Origin of the sequence: Actinomyces ruminicola (genome assembly GCF_900103885.1) — a bacterium.
Taxonomy (GTDB): Bacteria; Actinomycetota; Actinomycetes; order Actinomycetales; family Actinomycetaceae; genus Actinomyces; species Actinomyces ruminicola.
Genome location: NZ_FNIM01000025.1, coordinates 1 through 22,876, shown reverse-complemented (window position 1 = coordinate 22,876; position 22,876 = coordinate 1). Strand labels below are relative to the sequence as shown.

The following is a 22,876-nucleotide window of genomic DNA, read 5'->3' as shown; positions in this document are numbered from 1 at the left end:
GGTACGCGTCGGCGCCAACGGGACCGTCAACCTGGCCTCGATCACGTTCCTGGCCTCCAAGGCCCACGCCGGCAGCCAGGCCATCATCGACTGGAACCCCGACACAATCATCATCACCACCACCGACGGCGAGGTCCTCGCCCAGTACCCCTGGCCCGCACCCGGCACCCGCTACGTCTCCACCCACACACACCCAACCCCACCAACCAGCACCAACCACCACCACACCCCACAAGACCCAGAACTGTCACCGATGTCCTGACACACCAACTGTCACCGATGTCCTGACACAAAACTGTCACCGATGTCCTGACACAAAACTGTCACCGATGTCCTGAGACATCACATGCGGCGTGGACGGTCCGAACCGGCGCAAGGGGTCCAAACCGACGCAAGGGGGTCCGAACTCGTGTCGGTTCAGCGCCGATGCACGGTCGGTGTGCACCTGGGAGCACGCCTGAGCGGGCGGGGCGGACCGGCACCAGGGGCGCGGTGGCCGGGGCCCGGCAGGCGGTGCACCTCCGGCGCCGTGATCCAGCTGCGGCGGCGGCCGGACTCCTTCATAGGTGCCTGGCGGATCGGGCGGAGCCCTTGCCCGCGGGGACCGTGTTCTCACGGCCCGTACATCTACCCGCGGATGTCAGGCACCGTCCCGGCTCAACCCCCCAGACCACAATCGCCCCGACCTTCCCGCACCACAGCAGCCAAGACCCCGATCTTAAGCACCACAATCGCGCCGATAACTCTGAACGGTGGCCTACTCAGGCGTCGCCGGTGTCGCGGGTGGAGTGTCCGTGTGCGGGGCAGCGCCCTCGTCGTCGCTGCTCACGCGGGCGCGAAGCAGTAGGAACGAGACTGCAAGGCCGATCAGGGCTCCGATGATGCCGCCGAATGCTCCGTAGCGTGCCTTTGAGGGGCCGGACGGCGCAGAGGGAAGTGAGGCGGCGTCTACGTCCGTCAAAGACAGGCCCGTCTCGTCCTGGGGAGATATTGACAACTCAGATACCATCCGGCGCAGCGCGGCGACCTCGGCCTCGGCGATCACCTGCGCGGTCTCGGCGGACGATGCGGTGGCCGAGACGGTAATGATCAGGCTGTTGGTCGAGCTTGTCACCGTGACCGCGCGCTTCACCTCGGACTGGTCGATCCCAGTGGTTTGCGCGACCTCCGACAGCACCGAGTCGGATGTGCTGAGCTGGACAATCGTGGGCATCACCGTGTTGATGATGTTCGTTGCGGAGGAGACGCTGCGACCTCCGTCGCTGGTGTCGGCGGCAACGAGAGCGCTGGCCGTGGAGGTATAGACCGGGCCGCTTAGCGTGGCGAATACGACTCCGAAGATGACGCCGAGAACGAGATGCGCCAGCCACAGTGGCGCCAACTTCAGCAGGCCGCCGATTCGGTCAGCCTCGTCTTGGCTCATGGGTGCCCCCCTTGTCGTGCCAATCCCCGCACGAGCCACCACGCGAGCTCGGCGGGTCTCCAAGGCGTTGTGTCAGGACACCAGGTTAACCGTGCATCCGGGCTGTGTGGGCGGGATCCACGGTGATTCCCATCGCGACAGCTGTTCAGGCGAGTGAGAATGGTGCCTGATTTGAGGCCACCACGGGCACCGATTCGATCAGGCCCAGCCCGGGGAAGAGCACCTCAACATCGCCATTGCCTGTGACCCCGTCGAAGACGGCGAAGGCGGCATTCAGAGACGCATCCGTGGTGGTGCTGATCACCGCGGGCTGTTCGCTCAACGGGCGTAGGCCGAGTCCGCGACTGAGTGACAGCAGTCGGATCTTCCCAGGCGTGTAACCCAAGGAGGCCGCTTTGAAGGCGCCGGTGCGGGTCAGCAGGTCGGCGCCGGCCGAGTTCGTCGCCACTCGCAGCACCGTCCCGGAGTCGAATACTGCTGCGGGACCGACGATCAGGATTGCGGATTCCGGTGTCATCGGACTCGAAGGCCTCGACTGAGTGTCAACTCTCCAGACGACGCTCGCGCCTACGGACACGCCTATGCCTCCCGCTGTGAGCAGGCCGAAGCGGCGTCGGCTCAATTCTGGTTGCGTTCGCGAGGCCGAGGGGCCTTGGGTGGAGGTGCTGGGGTGCGGCATGGTTACGGTGCCTCCACTCCGTCGATCTTTGCGCACATCGCCCCAACGGCGTCGTGGCTGAGGCAAGTGCTCAGTGCCTGCTGGCTGTCGCAGATATGCCCGAGGAGCGGCGGCCCGTATCGGGAGGCGATGTCCCACGCCGACTCGCTCATGTCCCACGGCACTCCGAGCAGGTCCCAGTAGGGGGCCCACGTTGAGGCCTCGCCGTTGAGGATGTCCTTCTCGTAGAGGTAGCCCCAGGTGCGAAATCCCGACGTGCGCCAGATTTCGGCCAGCCAGGTGGCGTCCCCGTAGAACTTCAGGACCGTGCGTGCGGGGTCCAGCCATGGCAGATAGGTCTCGTAGGCGGCGGCGGAGTGCTTCGGATCGATGAACAAGACATGGTCGTCGCCATAGGCTGCCTGCAGATCCTCCAGACGAATGAAGGGCTCGCCCTTGGTGGTGTACCGGCGTACCTCGGCCCAGGTCATCTGTGACACGCGGGTGCTGGGTGCGCTGGGGTCGACCGCCTGCAGGTCCTTGTTGTGGACCCCCACCGGAATGCCGTCGGCGGTGAGGTTGAAGCTGAACTCCAGCGCGGGGACGCTTCTAGCGGCGGACTCGCTGTAGGCGCGCAGGCTCATCTCCGGCCAGTCCGCCGAGCCGCCGCGGTGGGCCACCATCCATCCGTCCGTGCGTGACAGCAGCGTCTCGACGTCGGTGCTCGCGGGGGAGCCGAGGGTGCGCTGAGAGCGGGCTCTGGTCTGCTCATCGGCGCCGCGTACCAAGATGCTGACGGTTGTCTCCTCCTCGCGGGCGGCTTGCAGTCCTACCGTCGCCCTCACGGTGTCGGCTGCGCTGCCGGGTTGTGTGACCGTGTCGCCGGACAGGGCCGGCATCGGCGGCTGGCCGGGGCGAGTATTGATGCTAAGAGGGTCTCCGTCACCCCTGCAGGCGTCGGCCCGCGACAGGCGGCGAACCTCGATCACCGGGTCCTCCTGTCGCATCCTGAACGGCGTGTATGTGTTCTGCAATCGCGTGGGCGTTAGCGAGTCGCACGCTAGCAGGTGACTTAAGAGTACAAGCAAGCTCGTTGTCGAGGTGCAATGATCGGTTGCAAGGCCGAGACGCAGGAGAGCCGGCGGCGAGAGTATGAGAAACTGTGCCGGCGCCTGGCCGCATGGTCGGCCGTCGGCGCTTTTCCGCCCTGGTGTAGAGGCAGCACGCAGGCCTTTGGAGCCTTGAGGCCCGGGTTCGAATCCTGGGGGCGGAGCGGGAGGCCGACCCGAGTTGAGCGCGACGAGCCCGGGGATGCGAGGGACGCGCAAGTCGGGTTGGGCCCTGGTGGTGCGCGACGTAGGATGATCCCGCCGGGCCGCCAGCGGCCTTGAGACCCACCTTGCGATCCACTGAGAAGAGGACCCGTGGCTTCCACCTCCCCCGCCGCCGTCATAGTGATGGCCGCCGGCAAGGGCACCCGCATGCGTTCATCCCTGCCCAAGGTGCTTCACCGCATCGGCGGACGCAGCCTGCTGGAGCATGCTGTCGTCGCCGCCCGCGGGCTTGAGCCGGAGCATCTGGTAGTCGTGGTGCGCCACCAGCGCGACGCCGTGGTGGCCCAGCTCGCCGAGTTCGCCCCGGACGCCCTGCCTGCCGATCAGGACGAGATTCCCGGCACTGGCCGCGCCGTCGCCTGCGGTCTGGCTGCCCTGCCGACGGACCTGACCGGCTCGGTGGTGGTCACCAGCGGCGACGTCCCCCTGTTGGACACCGACACCTTGCAGGCGCTCGTGCGCCAGCACGACGAACGCGGCGACGCCGTCACCGTCCTGACCACCGTGCTGGAGGACCCCACCGGCTATGGGCGGATCCTGCGCGACGCCGACGGCGCCGTAACCGGAATCGTCGAGCAGCGCGACGCCACCCCGGCCCAGCTCGCCGTCAACGAGGTCAACGCCGGTGTGTACGTCTTCGACGCCGCTCACCTGCGCCGGGCCCTGTCCACCCTGGGAACCGACAACGACCAGGGCGAGGTCTACCTGACCGACGTCGTCGCGCACGCTCACCGCGAGGGCCGTGCCACTTCGGCGCTGGCCGTCACCGACCACTGGCTAGTCGAGGGCTGTAACGACCGCGCCCAGCTGGCGGCACTCGGCGCCGAGCTCAACCGGCGCATTCTCGCTGCGTGGATGGAGCGGGGCGTCGGCGTCGTGGACCCGGCGGGCACCTGGGTGGACGTCACCGTCGAGCTCGCCCGCGACGTCCGCCTGGAACCCGGTGTGCTGCTGCGCGGCAACACCCGCATCGGTGAGGGCGCCGTCGTCGGACCCTATTCCGTGCTCACGGATGCCGATATTCCGGCGGGTGCCGTCGTCGCCCCCTTCAGCCTGCTCGGGGCGGACCTGGCCGCCGGCGGAGAACTGGCCTGAGCGCACCTCAACGCCCCGAGCCCAAGCAACCGGACTGCACCGGCCACGAGAGAGGAACCACGGCATGACCGGCATCATCACCAAGGGTGAGAAGCGACTCGTAATCGTCTCGGGCCGGGCCCACCCCCAGCTCGCCCAGGACGTCGCCGCCGAACTCGGCACCGAGGTGCTGTCCTCCACGGCCTACGACTTCGCCAACGGTGAGACCTACGTCCGCTTCAACGAGTCGGTGCGCGGCTGCGACGTATTCGTCATGCAGTCCCACGGCGACCGCGTCAACGACTGGTTGATGGAGCAGCTGATCATGGTGGACGCGCTCAAGCGCGCCTCCGCCAAGCGCATCACCGTGGTCGCCCCCTTCTACCCCTACGCCCGGCAGGACAAGAAGCACCTGGGACGCGAACCCATCTCCGGGCGGCTGGTGGCCGACCTGTACAAGACCGCCGGCGCCGACCGCATCATGAGCGTGGACCTGCACTCCAGCCAGGAGCAGGGCTTCTTCGACGGCCCCTGGGACCACCTGTGGGCCCAGCCGGTGCTGGTGGACTACATCCGCCGCCGGATCGACGTGTCCAATGCCGCGGTCGTCTCCCCGGACGCCGGACGCATCCGCGTGGCCGAGCGCTGGGCCAACGCCATGGGCGGGGTACCGCTCGCCTTCATCCACAAGACCCGTGACATCACTCGCCCCAACGAATCCGTGGCCAACCGCGTGGTCGGTGAGGTGGAGGGCCGCTCCTGCGTGCTGGTGGATGACATGATCGACACCGGTGGCACCATCGCCAAGGCGGTGCAGGTGCTGCTGGCCTCCGGCGCCAAGGACGTGATCGTGGCCGCCACCCACGGGGTGCTCTCCGGCCCCGCCGTCGAGCGCCTGTCCACCTGCGGGGCCCGCGAGGTCGTGGTCACCGACACCCTCCCCATCAACATGGGCAAGCGCTTCGACGCCCTGACCGTGCTGCCGATCGCCCCGCTGCTGGCGCGCGCCATCAAGGCCGTGTTCGACGACGGCTCGGTCACCAGCCTGTTCGAGTCCTGAACGCGGCGGGCTCAACATCCGAGGCCGGGGCGCAAGACGCTGCGGCCTCGATCGTGTTCAGCGCGAGAAGCTGAGCCTACGAACCGGCCGACCAGCTGCCAGGGCGGGACCCAGTGCCACGGCGCGCAGATCACGCGCCCTCAGGCCCGTGAGCACTTCGGTCAGCAGCGCGACCTTGTCAACGCCCGCTGCAGGCTCCTCATCCGCGAGGTCGCAGGCGTCGGCAGCGCCGTCGTGCGCGAGCAGGATCGCCCCGGGGACCGCATCGCGCATAGCCCGCGCTACGCGCTCCTGGTGGGTAACGTCCTTCCAGTCCCAGGTGGTACCGGACCACAACACGGTGCTCAACCCTGCTGCGGCAGCCGCCAGGCGGCTGCGCGGTGACTGCGCGCCGTGAGGCGGGCGGAACCAGCGCACCGGGACTCCGGCGATATCCTCCAGCTCGGCGCGGGCGTCCCGCAGCCACGGCGTGAGTTCCCGGCGGCGGAGCGTCGTTACCCGGCGGTGGTCCATGCCGTGCAGCGCGATCTCGTGGCCGGCCCGCACAAGTTCCTGAACCAGGCCGGGGCTGCGTCGCGCCCGCGTCAGCAGCATGAAGAAGGTGGCATGGGCGTCGTGAGCGGCCAGGACCGCGGCCAGCGGCTCGGTGCTGCCCGGCAGGGGGCCGTCGTCGAAGGTCAGAATCACCTGCGGGGTGCGGGTGCGCACGCTCATCACCGAGCCGAGCGCGGGGCCGAGGAGGGCGTCCGCGGGCCGCCGGAGCAGCGTCTTCGCCTTCATCGCGCCGACGCCTCCCCCCGGCTGAAGGACCCCGGAGCCAAGGAGCGGGGCGCCCGCACCAGTCGGCTCAGCGGTCGCACAGTACGCGCGTACTCATTCCAGGACAGTCCCAGACCGGCCAATGCCATGCCGGCCCCACGGGCCGCCAGGCGCCAGCCCCTAGCATCCGTGCGCAGATCGCGGGTCACCGCTCCCCAGCCGGCCCGGGCCAGGCCGACGGCGACCCTGCCGCCCCCTCCGGCCAGTACCCGCATGCGTGTCAGCGGACCGGAGCCGAAGTGCAGATCGAGCAGGCCGGCGGTATTGCCGTGGCTGAGCTGGCGAGCGAGAACCCAACGGCGGGTAACGCGATCGGTCGCTACCTGGTCGACGACGACTGCATCGCGGGCGAAGACAATTCGCCCACCCCGCGCCACCAGGGTGCGAGTCAACAGCGTGTCCTCCCCGCCGGACAGCCCCAGGGCCGTGTTGAAGCGGAGATCGCCGAGCTGGCGCAGATCGAGTAAGAGGTTTCCACAGGCGGCCGCCGGGCGCTCAGCGCCGTCGGCGAAGCGACGCCGTTCGAAGAATCCCCCGGCACGGATCCACGGGGAGGGGCGAGTCCGATAACGGGTGTCGACCCAGCCGGCGACGGCGGCGGCATCCGTCTCCCGCCACCGCTCCAACATGCGCTCCAGCCACCCCGGGGCGGGAGTGCCGTCGTCGTCGATGAACAGCAGCAGATCGCCTCCCGAGGCTGATACCTCGTCCAGGGCGCGGTTGCGGCCCGCGGAGATGCCCGGCACCGGCTCGATGACGCAGCGCACATCGGGCAGCCCCAGCGCCGCTACGGCGTCACGGCCCGAGCCGGACGGATCGTTGTCGACAACCAGCACCTCGAGCGCGCACCAAGGCGGAGCGGCGATGACCTGGTCGTGGACCAGCTGTACCGTCTCGCGCACCTGTGCGGGGCGGTGGAAGGTGAGGATCGCGACCGTGGCGTGCACGCTGGATTCCGTCATCGCCAGGGGCGCCTGTGCGGCGCGGGGAGAAGGCGGGCAAGGTACATACTCAGCTCCTTGGGCGACTCGGGACGGGGCGCACGTTCACACGGTACATGCACCCGCATTCCTATACTGTTTAGCCCGTGAAGATGATTCGTTACTCCGGAGCGCTGATTCTGCCCCTCCTGCTGGTGGCCGCCTGCTCCAACTCCACGGACACCACATCGGTGGATGCGTCGGCCGCATCCACCGCCGCGCCGACGCAGTCCACAGCAAGGCCGGCCGCGGTTCCCACCGGCGCCGTAATCCCGTCGCCGGCCCCGGATGATCGGGAGCAGGCGCTCGCCGAGGGCGACCTGAGTGCAGACTGGCTCGACCCGGTTGAGCTGACGCAGCCGGTTGCGCTCGAGGACTCCGCCACCGTGGCCATCGGCGAGCTGAGCAGTCGGCATCTCGACGCCGTGCTTCCCGACGAGGTCTCCGGCGACGGCATCATCATCCCCGTCACGGTGGCGAACACCGGTGCCGAGGAGCTGTCACTCACCGGGCTCGTGGTCACGGTGGCGGCGGGTGAGGAGGATGTTCCCGCGTCACAGATGCTCTCGGCCTCGGACCAGATCCCGGCGTCGCTGGCCTCCGGCGAGGCCGTGACCATCGACATGGCCTTCGTGGTTCCGCAGGAACTACGTGGAGAAATCAGTATCGTGGTCGACCTGGGGGCGCAGAGCCGGGCGGCGGTGTTCCAGGGCGCCGCCCCCACCTCCTAAAATCACGGTTTGGAGTCGAAAATATCTCGACGTATCGGTTGGGGAGCAGTCGGGCGAGATCGCGTTACGAAATGGTTCCGTACGGCGTTTCATATGCTCATACTTCATCTTCGACGGGACCCGGCGGGACGCCATGCCGAGACTTGCCGGCCCGTCTCTCCCCGCCCAACTCTGGAGGTTGTGTGAAACACGTCGGTCTGCTTCGCCGTGCCTTGGCGCTGCTGGTCACATCTTCGCTAGTGGTCTTGCCGGTAATGGCCTCAACATCGGCTCAGGCCGCGGAGGGTGATGCGGCGGAAGTCCTGCCGGACACCGTCTCTGCCGATGCGCTCCCGACCCCGCAGGTCGTCAACGGGGTCGTACGCGATCAGGTTGTCGTCGGCAACACCGTGTACGTCGTTGGCGAGTTCACCACTGTCCAACCGGCGGGCTCCGACTCCACGGTCACCCGGGCGAACGCTCTCGCCTATGACATCACCACCGGGGATCTGCTCGACTGGGCTCCGCAGACCAACGGAGCGATTCAGTCGATCGCGGCTATGCCCGACGGCTCCCGCCTCTTCATCGGCGGGGCCTTCTCTCAGGTGAACGGCGAGACCGTGTGGAGGGTCGCCGCGATAGATCCCGTCACGGCCGAGCGCAAGCCCCTCACGGCGGCGGCGAACGCCAAGGTGTTCGCCGTGGAGGTGTCGGCCGATGGATCGACGCTGTACGTGGGCGGAGCCTTTACCCAGGTGAACAACCAGGAGCGCCTGCGCTTCGCCGCCGTGGATCTGACGACCAAGAAGCTTCTGGACCTCAAGGCGAACATCCCCGACTTCAGCGTGCGTACGATCGCCGCTGAGCCGAACGGCACCGGAGTGGCCATCGGAGGCTCGTTCACCTCGGTCAACGGCTCCACCAGCCCCGGTTACGGCATGGCCATCCTGGAGCAGGACGGCAGTGTGCGCCAGAACAACCTCACCTCCGTGGTCAAGTCCGGCAATACCTACGGCGGCATCATGGATCTGAAGGCGGATGAGCAGGGGCTGTACGGCGCCGCCTACACCCAGAACCGTTCACACGGGAACCTGGAGGGCGTGTTCCGCGCGGACTGGGCGACCGGAGACGTGGCGTACATCGCTGACTGCCATGGAGACTCGTACAGCGTGTTCCCCAGCGGTGACGTCGTCTATGCGGCGAATCATGCGCATGACTGCTCGAACATCGGCGGCTTCCCCGACAACACCAAGAACTACCACTACGTGCTCGCCTACGCCAACCATGCGACGGGCGTCGTCGGCACCAACACGGCCTCCGGCTACTACAACTTCGCCGGACAGCCGGCCACCACGAACCTCAACTGGTACCCCGACTTCACCCCCGGTACCTACACCGGGCTCGGACAGGCCACATGGACGGTTGACGGGAACAACGACTACATCGTCTACGGCGGTGAGTTCACCGCCGTCAACGGGGAGTCCCAGCAGGGTCTGACCCGCTTTGCACGTCGTGACCTCGCTCCCAACGAGCAGGGGCCCGTGAACAAGGGTGGTAGTTACAAGCTGTCGGCGAGCAGTCCGGCTGCCGGAATGGTGAGCCTCAGCTTCTCCGCCAACTGGGACCGTGATGACAAGACACTCTCCTACGCCGTCTACCGCGACAGCCTGGACGGTGAGCCGATCTCTGTGCAGGACGTGACGGCGGGATTCTGGGAGCTCCCCACGCTGGCCGCGGCCGATACCGTCGACCCGGGATCAACCCACCAGTACGCTGTCGTGGTCACTGATCCTTGGGGAGCGTCGACCCGTTCCGACTGGGTCACCGTCACCGCCGGTGAGGGCCAGGGAGTGGCCGACTACGGCAAACAGGTGATCGGCGATGGGGCGGTCAACTACTGGCCGCTTGACGATGCCTCAGGTACCAAGACCGCTGCCGATGTCTTGGGCGGCAAGAACCTGACCTACCGTGGATCCGGTTACACCACTGGGACGCAGACTTTCCTCAACCAGGGAGCGGCGGTCACCTTCTCGCCCGGCAGCGGCAACGGGAACTGGTGGAACTGGTGGAACCGGAACCGGGGGCAGAGCTCGTCCTGGGCCGCGCAGACCTCCGCCTCCGGGGCGCCGACGACCTTCACCGTCGAGGCCTGGTTCCGCACCAGCAGTACCAGTGGCGGCGAGATCGTCGGATTCTCCTCCCGCAGCGACAGTGAGGGCGGGAACAAGGATCGCATGCTTTACATGAGCAACAACGGCATGATCAACTACATGCTCTACCCGGGCTCCGCCAAGGTGATCTCCTCCGCGGCGGGATACAACGACAATGCCTGGCACCACGTCGTCGCCACCACTGATCCAACGACTGGCTCCGTACTTTATCTGGACGGCGAGGCTGTGGCATCGGATGCTGCGATGACCTCGGGCCAGTCCTACACCGGGTACTGGCGTATTGGCGGTGACACCAACTCGGGGCTGCCCAATGCGGGCTCGAGCGGTTACTTGGCCGGGTCGATCGATGAGGTCGCCGTTTACGGGAAGGCATTGAGCGCCCAGCAGGTGGCCGCCCACCACACCCTCGGCACCACGGGTGAGCTGCCGAAACTGGATCCTGCCGACCAGGCCGATCCCGACCCTGCCGGGCAGGGCGCAGCGGCCGAATTGGCGGACGGCGTGCTCATCTCCGACTCGTTCACGCGTGAGACCGGCAGGGGCTGGGGCACCACGGATTCCGGGGCCGTCTGGACTGCCAACTACGGTGTGGGCCGTATGTCGGTGGACGGATCGGCCGGCCTGATGACGATGACCGGTGCGGGTACGGCTAACTCGGTGTCATCGCCGGTCGTTGAGTCGACCTCCACCGACACCACCGTCGACTTCGTTCTCGACCAGATGCCTAGCGGACGTGGTGTCTATGTCAGCTATGTTGGACGTGCCAATTCCTTGGGGCTCTACCAGGTCGGATTCCACACGACTGTCAATGGGACGGTGCAGATGACGGTCTCGAAGAAGGTCGGTGGAACAGAGACGACGCTCGGCACTTCCAGGCTAAGTACAACCTACAGTGCCGGCCAAGTTCTGCACGTCAGGTTCGTAGTCGATGGTGCAGAGTCGACGAAGCTTCAGGCGAAGGCGTGGATCGGCGAGATTGAGGAGCCGCAGGAATGGGGTGTCGAGGTGACGGATGCTGATGCGCTGCTCTCAGGGGCCGGTTCGGTGGGTCTTGTCACATATACGTCCGGAGAAGCCGATTCGTCCGAGCTCACGCTGCGGGTGGACAACCTTGTGGTCAAGAGGCTCGCATAGCCTGCACGGTGGGGGTTCATGCATAGGGCCCCGTACCCAGAGACCGCAGAATCATATGCGGACCGGGTGCGGGGTCCTACGCTGTTCGCGCAGCCACAGGTGATAGACAGACTGCCGTGGCAATGGCCAGCTCCATATAAGGAACGATGGTGCTGAACGGCCCTAACAGACAGTTCCAAACGACGACGACAGCGATGAAAATCACCCATCCCCGGGAGCGCAGTATGGTCAACGTGCGCACCAAAGCCAGCAAAGAGCACGCGATGACGAGCAGTCCGAGTGCGAGTCCGGGAAGCGAAAACACGGCCCACATGTCGCCCAATCCGGAGTGCAGTTCGAAATGACCTCCGCCCATCATGTAATGCAGGACATAATTGTTGTCTGGGTCGTATCCGAGGGCGTGCATGCCATCCATCGCCACCCGAATATCGCTGTAGCGAGGTGCTACTCCGGCGCCATAACCCCAAGGGCGGTGCTGGAACAGGGCCAGTGTGGCGCCCATCTCCGGGCGTGCAGCAGTGAGAATGTTTGAAGATGCGGACTGGGCTGCGGTGCGCGTCTGGGCTGCTTCGCCGAGGTAGCCGGCTGATGATGCTGCCAGTACCGCCGCTACGGCACACACTCCCAGCATGGCGATGAGAGAGACCTGTGTCCCGACAGCGGCTCTCCGCGACAAACGCACCTGGGCCCGCGATGCGGCCGCCTGCCACGCCAGGATCGCGGCGGTGATTAGGAGGAAACCGACCGCGGATCTGGCGTCGCTGAGCAAATAAACCGTCGCTAGAACCGTTGCGGCGAGCAGTTCGCTTGTGCGACTCCGCCTGTGCGCCAAAGCCAGCAGCAGCACACTGGTGGGCAGGCCAAAGGCGAACTTCCAGGGATTGTCGAGTGAGACTGCGCGGATTGAGGCGTCGATGAGCAGTCCGATTGTGAAGCAGACGGCGGCAAGATCCACGCCCAGCTCCTGGGCGGCCCAAATGACCGCGGTTGCACCGGCCGGGATAGCAGCCGCTGCCAGGATCGCGGACACTGCGCCGCTCGGTACGATGACGAACTCCCCGGCGGCTGCGAGCGCCAATGCCAGGCCAGCCGCAATCGCCGTCAGCGAGCACAGCATTAGTGGGCCGATCACCCGCGAATGCCGTGATGCCCTCCAGGTCAGTGGCAGAAGCGCTATCGCGACGACGTCGCCCGGGTTGATGCCGAACACCAGGCTCGTTCGCCAGGACACGGCGGCCACCACGGCGGCTGCGAGCACCTTCCTCCAGGTGGGATTCAGAGCGGCTTGCATCTTGCGGAAGTCGTTGAGCGCCGGTAGCGCGGCGGGCGGATCGCTGTCATGAGGACAGCAGCGTAGACCGGACTACGGCCGGTTGGGGCGCGGTTGTGGTGACGGGTTTGCGCGCATCGTCCGCTGGCCTGTCTCCAGGGCGAGCGTTGCCGCCAGTCCCAACCATCCGCCCACGATTAACCCGATAGCTCCATTACGTGACTTGGAGGGGCCGATGAGTTGGGCGGTGGGCGACGCGTCAACCTCCGACAGCGACAAATGTACGTTGGTGGATCCAATAGTCACGTTCATCGACGATGCATGTTCGGCGAGTGCATCGGTCGCCGCAGCGGCTATGGCCTCAGCCTGATCCGGTGAGGAGCCTGTCGCACGTACGACGATCAACAGGGTGTCGGTGGGGTTGGAGACCATGATGTGCGCTGCGATCTCCTCGGCAGGGATACCGGTTTCCGCGGCCACAGAATCGAGCATTGAGCGCGAGGTACTGATCTCGGCGAGGGTGGGGGCGACGGTGTTGATGACGTTGGCGGCGCTAGTGACGTTGCTGACTCCGTCAAAGGACGAGACCGCGAGGATGCTGGTGACGGTGGAGCGGTAGACGGGGAGTGTTACCGCCGCACTCAGGACTCCGAGCGCAGCCGCCAACAGGGACAGCGCGGCGACGACGGGCCAGCGTCTGCGCAGGGCCCGAACGATGCGATCGGGAGTCACGGGTAGACCTTCCGCAGAGTCAGGGCTTGGTGCTGGTGCGCGACAGTCATGATGAGTTCGTTCATTCACGCAGGACGTTACCGGTCGCCTCATGTGTTCGGGGCGATCGCCGGATGTGCGTGTGCAATATCACTTGCTGATGGCTCTGCCCGTGGTTTTGAGTGGTGGCAGCAGCGCCTTGGCGGGTGGGTTTCGGGGTAGCCTGGTACCGGCCCTCCAGCGATAACGGTTTGCGCTTGCGGCCCCTAGCTCTTTACCGACTGTGAAGGAACCGATGCGCATCCTGATCCTCTGGGCCTCGCTCGACCAGCCCAACCTGGGTGTCAGGGCTCTCGCCGTCGGAACCCGGGCGGTCGCCGCACAGGTGTACCCGGACGCGGAGATCCAGATCCAGGGCACTGGTCGCGGTGACGCCCCCATGTCCCTGTTCACCAGCCGTAGAGGGCTGTTGAAGGAACGAGTAACTGGCGCGCACGGCCTGTTCGACTGGCTCGCCTCCTTCGACCTGGTGCTGGACACCCGCTCCGGGGACTCCTTCGCCGACATCTATGGGCTGGACCGGATGCGCAACATGTCCCGCTTCCCCGAGATTCTGCACCGGATGGGCGTGCCTGTGGTCCTCACTCCCCAGACCATCGGCCCGTTCAGCACCAGGCGCGGTGCCCGCCTGGCCCGCCGCGCCCTGCAGCATGCGCGGCTGGTGGCCAGCCGGGACGCCAGCTCGGCCGCCTGCGCGGCGCAGCTGGGACGGCCCGTGGACGTGGAGTCCACCGACGTGGTCTTCGCCATCGATCACTCACCGGTGCCCAAGACTCGCGACGTGATTCTCAACGTCTCCGGTCTGCTGTGGGACGGCAACCCCCACGTAGACGCCGCCCGCTACCGCCACGACGTGCTTGAGGTCGCTCGACGCCTGCAGGCGGAGGGCCGCACCATCACCCTGCTGGCGCACGTCGTCGGTCCCGATGACTCGGCGGGAGACAACGACCGCTACCCGCTCGCAGACCTGCAACGCGAGCTTGGGGACGTGGAGGTCATCGTGCCCGAGGGGGCAGACGCTCTGGGCCGGGTGCGTGAAGCGGTCGGCTCGGCCCGGGTGGTGCTGGGCTCGCGCATGCACGCCTGCCTGAACGCCCTGTCCATGGGCACCCCCGCCATACCGCTGGCCTACTCGCGCAAGTTCGCGCCGCTGCTGGCTGGACTCGGCTGGGACCACGTCGTAGACCTGCATGGCGACGACGTCGTGAACCGCGCCCTGGCCGCCGTCGCCTCCCCCGGTTTGCAGGAGGACGTGATCGAAGTCCGAAGGCGCGCCGACCGCGACCTTGATCGCTTCTCCGGGGCCCTGGGAGAGCTACTGTGACCGGTGCCGACGCGGAACGCACCGAGCACTCCCCGAGCCCGAGCCTCGAGGGCGCTGGCGGCCTCGGCAGACGCGCCGCCAAGGCGGCCGGGCAGACGGTATGGACCCAGGGCCTGCGCATTCTGCTCCAGCTCGGTAACGTTGTGGTGCTGGCGCGCCTGCTCGACGACCGCGCCTACGGCGTGGTGGGCATGGTCACCGCCGTGGTCGGGGTGGCCACCATATTCCAGGACTTCGGCCTGTCCACCGCCGCAATCCAGGGACGCACTCTGAGCCACGGCCAGCGCTCGAACCTGTGGTGGCTCAACTCGATCTCAGGAGCGGCGCTCACGGGCACGGGACTGGCCATTTCCCCAATGCTGGCGGCCTTCTACCACGAGCCGGCAGTAGCCGGGGTGTGCGCGGCCATCGCCCCCACCTTCCTCATGGCCGGGATGGTCAACCAGTACCGCGCGGACCTCAATCGCAAGCTCCTGGTGGGACGCCTGCTAACCGTTGATCTGGCTGCGGCCGCCCTGGCCCTCGCACTGGGGGCACTGACCGCGGCCTGGGGCTGGAGCTATTGGGCACTGGTGGTACAGCGTATTGTCAACGCCCTGGTGCCCTTCATCGCCCTGCCGCTCATCGCGGGCTGGCTGCCGCGCTGGTACGACCGCCGCGAGCCCATGCGTGCCCTGCTCGGCTTCGGCGTGCAGATGGCGGGAACACAGATCGTTTTCTACCTCGCATCCAACCTCGACTCGATCCTCATGGGACGGCTATTCGGCGCCGGCACCCTGGGGCTGTACAACCGCGCCGTACAGACACTGCGCACCCCGCTGAACCAGTTCCGCCCCCAGGTCACCACGCTCGGACTCTCCGTGGTCGCCAAGCTTCAGGACGACGACGAGCGCACCCTGGCCTACCTGCGCCGGGGGCAACTCGGACTGGGATACCCGGTTTTCCTGTCCATGGGCATTGTGGTGGCCGCCGCTCCGGCAGTGGTCTCCGTGGTGCTCGGCGATCACTGGCTCAGTGTGGTCCCCTACATGCGGCTAGTGGCCATCGGGGAGGGGCTGACCACCCTCGCGGTGGTCGGCGGCTGGATTTACACCGCGCGCGGACTCGGGCGTGCATACCTGCACTACACGATGTTTTCGGCCGTGATTCGCCTGGCCGCCATCATCATCGGGGCGCAGTTCGGGGCCCTCGGCGTCGCCTACGCCTACGTGGGCAGCCCGCTGATCCTTTGGCCTATCTCCCTGCTGTGGTCAGGGAGGCAGTCGGGCCTGAATACGGTCCCCCTGGTATGGAACGGACTGCGAATACTTGCCGTTTCCGCTCTGGCAACAGCCGTGACTTGGGGGTTGTGCGAACTGGCGTCAGGCATGCCCGCCATCGTTATCTGTCTGATCGCCGTCGTCGGTATGAGCCTGGCCATGGCACTGCTGTGGCTGGCGCTGCCCATCGTCCGTGCCGACATGCGCGACCTGGGGACGATGGTGCGGATGATGGTTAAGCGCTGACGGCATACCGCCGCGTCACCGCGTGCCTTGGCCTCGTACACTCCCCACCGTGCGTCTGACTGCCCTTCTGCCCCCGCTGCTGACCGACCCCGCCATCGACGCCCTGGTGACGGCGGCCGGCAGCCGCTCGCGCACCGACCGCAGCGTCGTCGTCACCCCCGGCGCCCGGCCCGCAGTGCTGGCTGCCATGGCCCTGGGCGAGATCGGTGTCGCCCGGGTCACCGGGGCCGGCCCGGACGCCTCGGGTCGCCTCCCGCGCCCCGGGACCGGAGCTCCCGACGCCGACACGCGCCTGCTGGTGGTAACCGCCACCGGGCGGGAGGCCGATGAGCTCGCCGCCGCCCTGCGCTGCTACCTGCCGGACCCCGACGTGGCCGTCTTCCCCGCCTGGGAGACCCTCCCGCACGAGCGGCTCTCCCCGCGCGCCGACACCGTCGCCACGAGGCTGGCCGTGCTGCGCCGCCTGGCCCACCCCGAGGACGGCGACCCGGACGGCCCCGACGCCGCGCCCGACCCGTGGCGCGGACCCATCCGCGTGCTCATCGTCCCCGTGCGCGCCCTGCTCGCCCCAGTGGTTGGGGGCCTGGGGGAGCTGGAACCGATCCACCTGACCGCCGGGGCCCGCGCCGACCTGGAGCAACTCGCCGCCCGCCTGGCCGAGGCCGCCTACACCCGGGTGGACATGGTCACCGCTCGCGGCGAGTTCGCCGTCCGCGGCGGCATTCTCGACGTCTTCCCGCCCACCCAGCCGCGGCCGGTGCGTGTGGACTTCTTCGGCGACGAGATCGAGTCCGTGTCCTCCTTCGCCGTCACCGACCAGCGCACCATCGCCGACCTCGGTGCCGTCACCGCCACCGCCTGCCGGGAGGTGCTGCTCACTGAACCGGTGCGCGAGCGCGCCCGTGCCCTGACCGGGGTCATTCCCGCCGCCGCCGACATGCTGGACAAGCTCGCCGCCGGCATCCCGGTGGAGGGCATGGAGTCGCTCGCTCCGGTCTTGACCGAACGCATGGTGCCGCTGTTGGACCTGGTGGGGGACCGGCTCGTGGTCCTCTCCGAGCCCGAGAAGGTGCGCAGGCGCGCCGAGGACCTGGCGGCCACCACCGAGGAGTTCCTCGCCGCGGCCTGGACCTCGGCCGCCTCCGGCGGCACCGCCCCCATCGACCTGTCCGCCGCCGCCTTCGCCCACCTGGCCGAGGCGCGCGCCCTGGCCCTGTCCACGAACCGCGGCTGGTGGTCCTTCACGTCCCTGAAGGCATCCCCGGACAGTCCCGAACTGCCCCTGCGCGATCCCGAGAGCTACCGGGGCCGCCTGGAGGCGGCCGTGAAGGACATCGGCGAGCTGACTCGGGACGGCTGGAGCGTCGTCGTCGCCACCGAGGGCCCCGGGCCCGGGCGCCGCATGGCCCAGCTGCTGGCCGACGGCGGCGTGCCCGCGCGCATCGTCACCGGACTGGACGACGCCGAATCCCTGTCCTACCAGGCGCCCGACGGCGTCGTGCGCGTCACCCAGGCCTCCGCCGGGCACGGCTTCGTAGCCGAGGGGCTGCGCCTGGCCCTGGTGGCCGAGTCCGACCTGACCGGCCGGGCCCCCGCAGCCGCCCGCACCGCCAAGGCCCTGCCCGCCCGCCGCACCCGCAAGAGCGTGGACCCGCTGTCCCTGCACCCCGGCGACCTGGTGGTGCACGCCCAGCACGGCATCGGCCGGTTCGTGGAGCTGCTGCGCCGCGACGTCGGCTCCGGGCGGGGCACGGGCAAGGAGCGGGCCACCCGTGAGTACGTCGTCATCGAGTACGCCCCCTCCAAGCGCGGCCAGCCCGGAGACCGGCTGCTGGTGCCCACCGACGCCCTGGACCAGGTCACCAAGTACGTCGGCTCCGACAACCCCGCACTGAACCGCATGGGTGGTGCCGACTGGGCCAAGACCAAGCAGCGGGCCCGCAAGGCGGTGCGTGAGATCGCCGGTGAACTGGTGCGCCTGTACGCGGCCCGCTCGGCCACCACCGGTCACGCCTTCAGCCCCGACACCCCCTGGCAGGCCGAGCTGGAGGAGGCCTTCCCCTACACGGAGACCCCCGACCAGCTGGCCACCATCGACGACGTCAAGGCCGACATGGAGAAGACCCAGCCCATGGACCGGCTGATCTGCGGGGACGTCGGCTACGGCAAGACCGAGATCGCCGTGCGCGCCGCCTTCAAGGCCGTCCAGGACGGCAAGCAGGTGGCGGTGCTGGTGCCCACCACCCTGCTGGTCTCCCAGCACGCCGAGACCTTCACCGAGCGCTACGCGGGATTCCCCGTCAACGTCGCCCAGCTCTCCCGCTTCCAGACCGCGGCCACCTCCGAGCGGGTGCTGGCCGGCCTGGCCGACGGGACCATCGACGTCGTCATCGGCACCCACCGGCTGCTCACCGGGCAGGTGCGCTTCAAGGACCTGGGGCTGGTGGTCATCGACGAGGAGCAGCGCTTCGGGGTGGAGCACAAGGAGACCCTCAAGGCGCTGCGCACCGACGTGGACGTGCTGTCCATGTCCGCCACCCCCATCCCGCGCACCCTGGAGATGGCCGTCACCGGCCTGCGGGAGATGTCCACCCTGTCCACCCCGCCCGAGGACCGCCACCCCATCCTCACCTACGTGGGCGCCTACGAGACCAAGCAGGTCAGCGCCGCCATCCGCCGCGAGCTGCTGCGCGACGGGCAGGTGTTCTTCGTGCACAACCGGGTGGAGGACATCGAGTCGGTGGCCGCGCGGATCGCCGACCTGGTGCCGGAGGCGCGCGTGGCCACAGCCCACGGGCAGATGCACGAGTCCCGGCTGGAGAAGGTCATCGACGACTTCTGGCACAAGGAGATTGACGTCCTGGTGTGCACCACCATTGTGGAGACCGGTCTGGACGTCACAGACGCCAACACGCTGATCGTGGACCGGGCTGATCGCATGGGCCTGTCCCAGCTGCACCAGCTGCGCGGGCGGGTGGGGCGCGGCCGGGAGCGCGCCTACGCCTACTTCCTGTACCCGGCGGACAAGCCTCTGACGGAGACGGCGCTGGAGCGGCTGCGCACCATCGCCACCAACACCGACCTGGGCGCCGGCATGCAGGTGGCCATGAAGGACCTCGAGATCCGCGGCGCCGGCAACCTGCTGGGGGGCGAGCAGTCCGGGCACATCGCCGGGGTCGGCTTCGACCTGTACGTGCGCATGGTCTCCGAGGCGGTGGCCGCCTACAAGAAGTCCCTCAAGGTGGGGGAGGGGGCCGCGGGCGCCGCCGGGGCCGACACAGGCCCGGGCGAGGAGGAGGACGTGGAGCTGCGGGTGGACCTGCCCGTGGACGCCACCATTCCTGAGGAGTACGTGCCTCACGAGCGGCTGCGCCTGGAGGCCTACACCAAGTTCGCGGCCGCCCGCAGCCAGGCGGATGTGGCGGACGTGCTCGACGAGCTCACCGACCGCTACGGGCCGGTGCCCGAGCCGGTGCGGCGCCTGGCCGCCCTGGCGCGGCTGCGGTCGCTGGCCGCCGAGCTCGGGGTGCGGGAGATCGTCGCCCAGGGCAAGTCGATCCGCTTCGCGCCAGTGAGCCTGCCCGACTCGGCGCGCATGAAGGTCACCCGCCTGTACCCGGGCACGGTGCTCAAGCCCGCCACCCGCACCATCGTGGTCCCCGCCCCCGGCACCGCCCGCATGGGAGGCGGCGCCATCGAGGGGGAGGAGCTGCTGCGCTGGGCGGAGGTGCTGCTGCGCGCCGTCGTCGCCGGGGAGGCCGAGTGGGAGACGGAGGCGACTAAGTACCGCCGCCGTCGCTGAGACCGACCCCCATCTCGCCGAGATCGGTAGAAGTCACGTGCCGAGATCGGTAGAAGTTACGTGCCGAGTTCGGTGCCAGCGGCGGTCGGCTGCGGCGAGGCCGCGGCATACGGCGTATGGTGGCGAACTGTCCGGCACAGCGATCCGGGACTGGCGACAGTCCGTCTGCTGCCCGCCTACGGTTCCGGCCGCTGTGCCTGGAGCCCTCATCGACGTCAACCTCGCAAGGAGCAGACCGTGACCCGATCCGCCGCCCGTCCCACTCGGCGCACCCGCATACTCGGAACCGGAGCCGCGCTGCTGCTCGGCATCAGCGCCCTCGCCGGCTGCTCCGCCCACCCGGGGCAGGCCGCGATCGTGAACTACACCAACACCGACGGCGTCTCCAGCACGGTCACGATTTCCGAGCAGGAGGTGCAGGACGCCACCGAGGATCTTGGCGAGTACGCCGCCGTCTCGGGCGACGAGGGACTGGACGCCGTCTTTGTGCTCAACGCGCTCATGGCGCTGCCGGCGGTCGAGCAGCTGGGCGAGGACTACGGCATCACCGTCACGGACGCGGACGCGCTGGCCGCCCTGCAGCAGATCGCTCCCGACGTCGATTACTCGCCTGCCGCCGTCGATGTCTTCCGCTATTACCTGCTCGCCACCCAGATCAATACCTTGGAGGACCAGGACGCGGTCAGTGCCCGGTTCCAGGAGCTGCAGAACGGCCTGAGTCTTGACATCTCGCCGCGCTACCAGGGCGGTGGGGCCTGGCTGCTGCAGGACGACACTCAGCTGCGGCTGGGCTGACGACGACGGCCAGGCGGATCCCGCGCTTCCCACCCGGGCTGCCGGAGGCTGCGGGGGCTCGGGCGCCGTCGTCGTCACCCGGAGTGATCTCGCCCGGCGTGAACAAGTTTCGAACTGACGGGGGCAATGCACTCGTGGTGAGCGGCGCGGGCCGCTAGGCTGGCCCCGCATGTGCCTGTCCCCAGGCAACACAACTTCAGCAAGGAGCATCAAGTGGCCCTCATCGAGAACGTTCACGCGCGCGAGATCCTCGACTCCCGCGGCAACCCGACCCTCGAGGTCGAGATCCTCCTGGAGGACGGCTCTTCCGCCCGCGCCGCCGTCCCCTCCGGCGCATCCACCGGTGCCTTCGAGGCTGTCGAGCTCCGCGATGGCGACAAGGGCCGTTACCTCGGCAAGGGCGTCGAGAAGGCGGTCGCCAACGTCAACGACACCATCGCCCCCGAGATCATCGGCTACGACGCCGCCGACCAGCGCGGCCTCGACCGCCTCATGATCGAGCTGGACGGCACCCCCAACAAGGGCAAGCTCGGCGCCAACGCCATCCTCGGCGTGTCCCTCGCCGCCGCTGCCGCCTCCGCCGACTCCGCCGGCCTGGACCTGTACCAGTACCTCGGCGGCCCGGGCGCCCACGTCCTGCCCGTGCCCATGATGAACATCATGAACGGCGGCTCCCACGCCGACTCCAACGTGGACATCCAGGAGTTCATGATCGCCCCGATCGGTGCCCCCACCTTCCGTGAGGCGCTGCGCATGGGCGCCGAGGTCTACCACTCGCTCAAGGCCGTGGTGAAGGGCCGTGGCCTGTCCACCGGCCTGGGCGACGAGGGCGGCTTCGCCCCGAACCTCGACTCCAACCGCGAGGCGCTCGAGCTGATCGTCGAGGCCATCGAGAAGGCCGGCTACACGCCCGGCAAGGACGTGGCCCTGGCCATGGACGTCGCCTCCACCGAGTTCTTCGACCCCGAGACCAAGACCTACCAGTTCGAGGGTGAGGCCCGCGACAACGACTTCATGGTCGCCTACTACGAGAAGCTCATCACCGACTTCCCGATCGTCTCCATTGAGGACCCGCTGTCCGAGGACGAGTGGGAGGACTGGAAGGCCCTGACGGACAAGATCGGCGACCGCGTCCAGCTGGTCGGCGACGACTTCTTCGTCACCAACCCCGAGCGTCTGGCCAAGGGCATCGAGCTCGGTGCCGCCAACGCCCTGCTGGTCAAGGTCAACCAGATCGGCTCGCTGACCGAGACCCTCGAGGCCGTGGAGATGGCCCACCGCGCCGGCTACAAGTCGATGACCTCGCACCGCTCCGGTGAGACCGAGGACGTCACCATCGCCGACCTGGCGGTGGCCACCAACTCCGGCCAGATCAAGACCGGTGCCCCGGCCCGCGGCGAGCGCATCAACAAGTACAACCAGCTGCTGCGCATCGAGGAGGCCCTGGGCGAGGACGCCGTCTACGCCGGCGCCAGCGCCTTCCCGCGCTTCAAGGCCTGAGCCGAAGCGGTAGCGGAGGCTCGGGGCGGGCACGGCGCAAGCCAGCTGCCTGGGCCGAAGCGAGCTACTCCCGGTTTTCGTCCCGGGGCATGCACGCGTCAATCGTGTGTGTGCCCCGGGACTGCGCTATTTGGACCCCTTACGTCGGTCTGGACCCCTTACGTCGGTTTGGACCGCCCACGCGGCACACAACGGCGGTCCAAACAGTGTTATGTCTCAGGACATCGGTGACAGTTCTGCCTCAGGACATCGGTGACAGTTCTGGGGTGTTTGGTGGTGACACTTCGGGTCGGATTGGGGCATGAGCTCAACGAACCGTCGTGTTGATCCGCGTGTGCGTCTGGCGATCGTCCGGTGGCCGGATGACGCCCCGCGCGGGGCGGTGACCACCTTCTGCGCCGAGCAGTCCATCTCCCGTAAGACCTTCTATGCGATCCGCGCCCGCGCTCGTACCGAGGGCGAGGCCGCGGCTCTTGAGCCTGGCTCCACCAGGCCGCGTAGGAGTCCGTCGGCTATCAGTGCTGATCAGCGCACCCAGGCGCTGCG

General features: G+C 68.1%; 17 protein-coding genes, 1 tRNA gene and 1 pseudogene. 12 read left to right on the top strand and 7 right to left on the bottom strand.

Annotated features, from left to right (window positions below; translation table 11 throughout):
- Positions 1 to 262, top strand: a 262-nt coding sequence (locus tag BLR49_RS13360) for a hypothetical protein (protein ID WP_218121366.1), incomplete at its 5' end; no start/stop codon positions are given.
- 495 nt (positions 263 to 757) lie between these two features.
- Here the strand turns inward: BLR49_RS13360 and BLR49_RS12495 are convergent.
- The 3 genes from BLR49_RS12495 to BLR49_RS12485 all read right to left on the bottom strand — a co-directional run bounded on the left by BLR49_RS12495 (position 758) and on the right by BLR49_RS12485 (position 3,070).
- Entirely contained in the window at positions 758 to 1,423 is a 666-nt protein-coding gene (locus BLR49_RS12495; RefSeq protein ID WP_092538122.1) for a YveK family protein, read from the bottom strand.
- A 145-nt stretch (positions 1,424 to 1,568) separates the two neighbouring features.
- Positions 1,569 to 1,940 (bottom strand): hypothetical protein, encoded by a 372-nt coding sequence (locus BLR49_RS12490; protein WP_092538120.1) that lies wholly within the window; start codon positions 1,938 to 1,940, stop codon positions 1,569 to 1,571.
- A 164-nt stretch (positions 1,941 to 2,104) separates the two neighbouring features.
- Positions 2,105 to 3,070: a glycerophosphodiester phosphodiesterase gene (locus tag BLR49_RS12485; RefSeq protein ID WP_176765884.1), complete on the bottom strand. Its 966-nt coding sequence runs from the start codon at positions 3,068 to 3,070 to the stop codon at positions 2,105 to 2,107.
- A 212-nt stretch (positions 3,071 to 3,282) separates the two neighbouring features.
- On the opposite strand from BLR49_RS12485, the gene BLR49_RS12480 reads away from it, so the two are divergent.
- The 3 genes from BLR49_RS12480 to BLR49_RS12470 all read left to right on the top strand — a co-directional run bounded on the left by BLR49_RS12480 (position 3,283) and on the right by BLR49_RS12470 (position 5,549).
- Positions 3,283 to 3,354: transfer RNA gene (locus BLR49_RS12480), tRNA-Gln, on the top strand.
- Between the two features lie 151 nt (positions 3,355 to 3,505).
- Positions 3,506 to 4,510, top strand: a complete 1,005-nt coding sequence (locus BLR49_RS12475) for a bifunctional UDP-N-acetylglucosamine diphosphorylase/glucosamine-1-phosphate N-acetyltransferase GlmU (protein ID WP_092538116.1) — start codon at positions 3,506 to 3,508, stop codon at positions 4,508 to 4,510.
- 64 nt (positions 4,511 to 4,574) lie between these two features.
- Positions 4,575 to 5,549 (top strand): ribose-phosphate diphosphokinase, encoded by a 975-nt coding sequence (locus BLR49_RS12470; protein ID WP_092538114.1) that lies wholly within the window; start codon positions 4,575 to 4,577, stop codon positions 5,547 to 5,549.
- A 57-nt stretch (positions 5,550 to 5,606) separates the two neighbouring features.
- Here the strand turns inward: BLR49_RS12470 and BLR49_RS12465 are convergent, their stop codons facing one another.
- Entirely contained in the window at positions 5,607 to 6,329 is a 723-nt protein-coding gene (locus BLR49_RS12465) for a polysaccharide deacetylase family protein (protein WP_092538112.1), read from the bottom strand.
- A complete protein-coding gene (locus BLR49_RS12460; RefSeq protein WP_092538110.1) occupies positions 6,326 to 7,330 on the bottom strand; it encodes a glycosyltransferase family 2 protein in 1,005 nt (334 codons plus the stop codon). The genes BLR49_RS12465 and BLR49_RS12460 overlap by 4 nt, the downstream gene beginning before the upstream one ends.
- A gap of 125 nt (positions 7,331 to 7,455) precedes the next feature.
- Between BLR49_RS12460 and BLR49_RS12455 the strand changes: the two genes are divergently transcribed.
- Both BLR49_RS12455 and BLR49_RS12450 read left to right on the top strand, forming a co-directional pair.
- Positions 7,456 to 8,079: a hypothetical protein gene (locus tag BLR49_RS12455; protein WP_092538108.1), complete on the top strand. Its 624-nt coding sequence runs from the start codon at positions 7,456 to 7,458 to the stop codon at positions 8,077 to 8,079.
- Positions 8,080 to 8,261: 182 nt separating this feature from the next.
- Positions 8,262 to 11,363 carry a LamG domain-containing protein gene (locus BLR49_RS12450; RefSeq protein ID WP_342706663.1) on the top strand — a complete coding sequence of 1,034 codons (3,102 nt, stop codon included), beginning with the start codon at positions 8,262 to 8,264 and terminating at the stop codon, positions 11,361 to 11,363.
- Between the two features lie 76 nt (positions 11,364 to 11,439).
- Here BLR49_RS12450 and BLR49_RS12445 read toward each other — a convergent pair whose 3' ends face one another.
- Together BLR49_RS12445 and BLR49_RS12440 are read right to left on the bottom strand one after the other, a co-directional pair.
- The gene (locus tag BLR49_RS12445; RefSeq protein ID WP_143013775.1) at positions 11,440 to 12,621 is read right to left on the bottom strand and encodes a hypothetical protein; all 1,182 of its coding nucleotides are present in this window, start codon (positions 12,619 to 12,621) and stop codon (positions 11,440 to 11,442) included.
- 105 nt (positions 12,622 to 12,726) lie between these two features.
- Positions 12,727 to 13,365, bottom strand: a complete 639-nt coding sequence (locus tag BLR49_RS12440; RefSeq protein WP_176765883.1) for a Wzz/FepE/Etk N-terminal domain-containing protein — start codon at positions 13,363 to 13,365, stop codon at positions 12,727 to 12,729.
- Between the two features lie 274 nt (positions 13,366 to 13,639).
- Between BLR49_RS12440 and BLR49_RS12435 the strand changes: the two genes are divergently transcribed.
- The 6 genes and pseudogenes from BLR49_RS12435 to BLR49_RS12410 form a co-directional block, all read left to right on the top strand.
- Entirely contained in the window at positions 13,640 to 14,728 is a 1,089-nt protein-coding gene (locus BLR49_RS12435; protein WP_092538100.1) for a polysaccharide pyruvyl transferase family protein, read from the top strand.
- On the top strand, positions 14,725 to 16,233 hold the full coding sequence (locus BLR49_RS12430) for a lipopolysaccharide biosynthesis protein (RefSeq protein ID WP_092538098.1): 1,509 nt from the start codon (positions 14,725 to 14,727) through the stop codon (positions 16,231 to 16,233). The genes BLR49_RS12435 and BLR49_RS12430 overlap by 4 nt, the downstream gene beginning before the upstream one ends.
- A gap of 49 nt (positions 16,234 to 16,282) precedes the next feature.
- A complete protein-coding gene (gene mfd / locus BLR49_RS12425; RefSeq protein ID WP_092538096.1) occupies positions 16,283 to 20,035 on the top strand; it encodes a transcription-repair coupling factor in 3,753 nt (1,250 codons plus the stop codon).
- 237 nt (positions 20,036 to 20,272) lie between these two features.
- Positions 20,273 to 20,830 (top strand): hypothetical protein, encoded by a 558-nt coding sequence (locus BLR49_RS12420; RefSeq protein ID WP_092538094.1) that lies wholly within the window; start codon positions 20,273 to 20,275, stop codon positions 20,828 to 20,830.
- A 213-nt stretch (positions 20,831 to 21,043) separates the two neighbouring features.
- A complete protein-coding gene (eno, locus tag BLR49_RS12415; protein ID WP_092538092.1) occupies positions 21,044 to 22,330 on the top strand; it encodes a phosphopyruvate hydratase in 1,287 nt (428 codons plus the stop codon).
- Between the two features lie 301 nt (positions 22,331 to 22,631).
- Positions 22,632 to 22,876, top strand: a pseudogene (locus tag BLR49_RS12410) (IS481-like element ISAar28 family transposase); the annotation flags it as partial.

Coding starts and splice junctions, on each gene's coding strand:
- BLR49_RS12435 (WP_092538100.1), top strand. CDS start 13,640: ATGCGCATCCTGATCCTCTGGGCCTCGCTCGACCAGCCCAACCTGGGT.
- BLR49_RS12460 (WP_092538110.1), bottom strand. CDS start 7,330: ATGACGGAATCCAGCGTGCACGCCACGGTCGCGATCCTCACCTTCCAC.
- BLR49_RS12465 (WP_092538112.1), bottom strand. CDS start 6,329: ATGAAGGCGAAGACGCTGCTCCGGCGGCCCGCGGACGCCCTCCTCGGC.
- BLR49_RS12490 (WP_092538120.1), bottom strand. CDS start 1,940: ATGACACCGGAATCCGCAATCCTGATCGTCGGTCCCGCAGCAGTATTC.
- BLR49_RS12470 (WP_092538114.1), top strand. CDS start 4,575: ATGACCGGCATCATCACCAAGGGTGAGAAGCGACTCGTAATCGTCTCG.
- BLR49_RS12495 (WP_092538122.1), bottom strand. CDS start 1,423: ATGAGCCAAGACGAGGCTGACCGAATCGGCGGCCTGCTGAAGTTGGCG.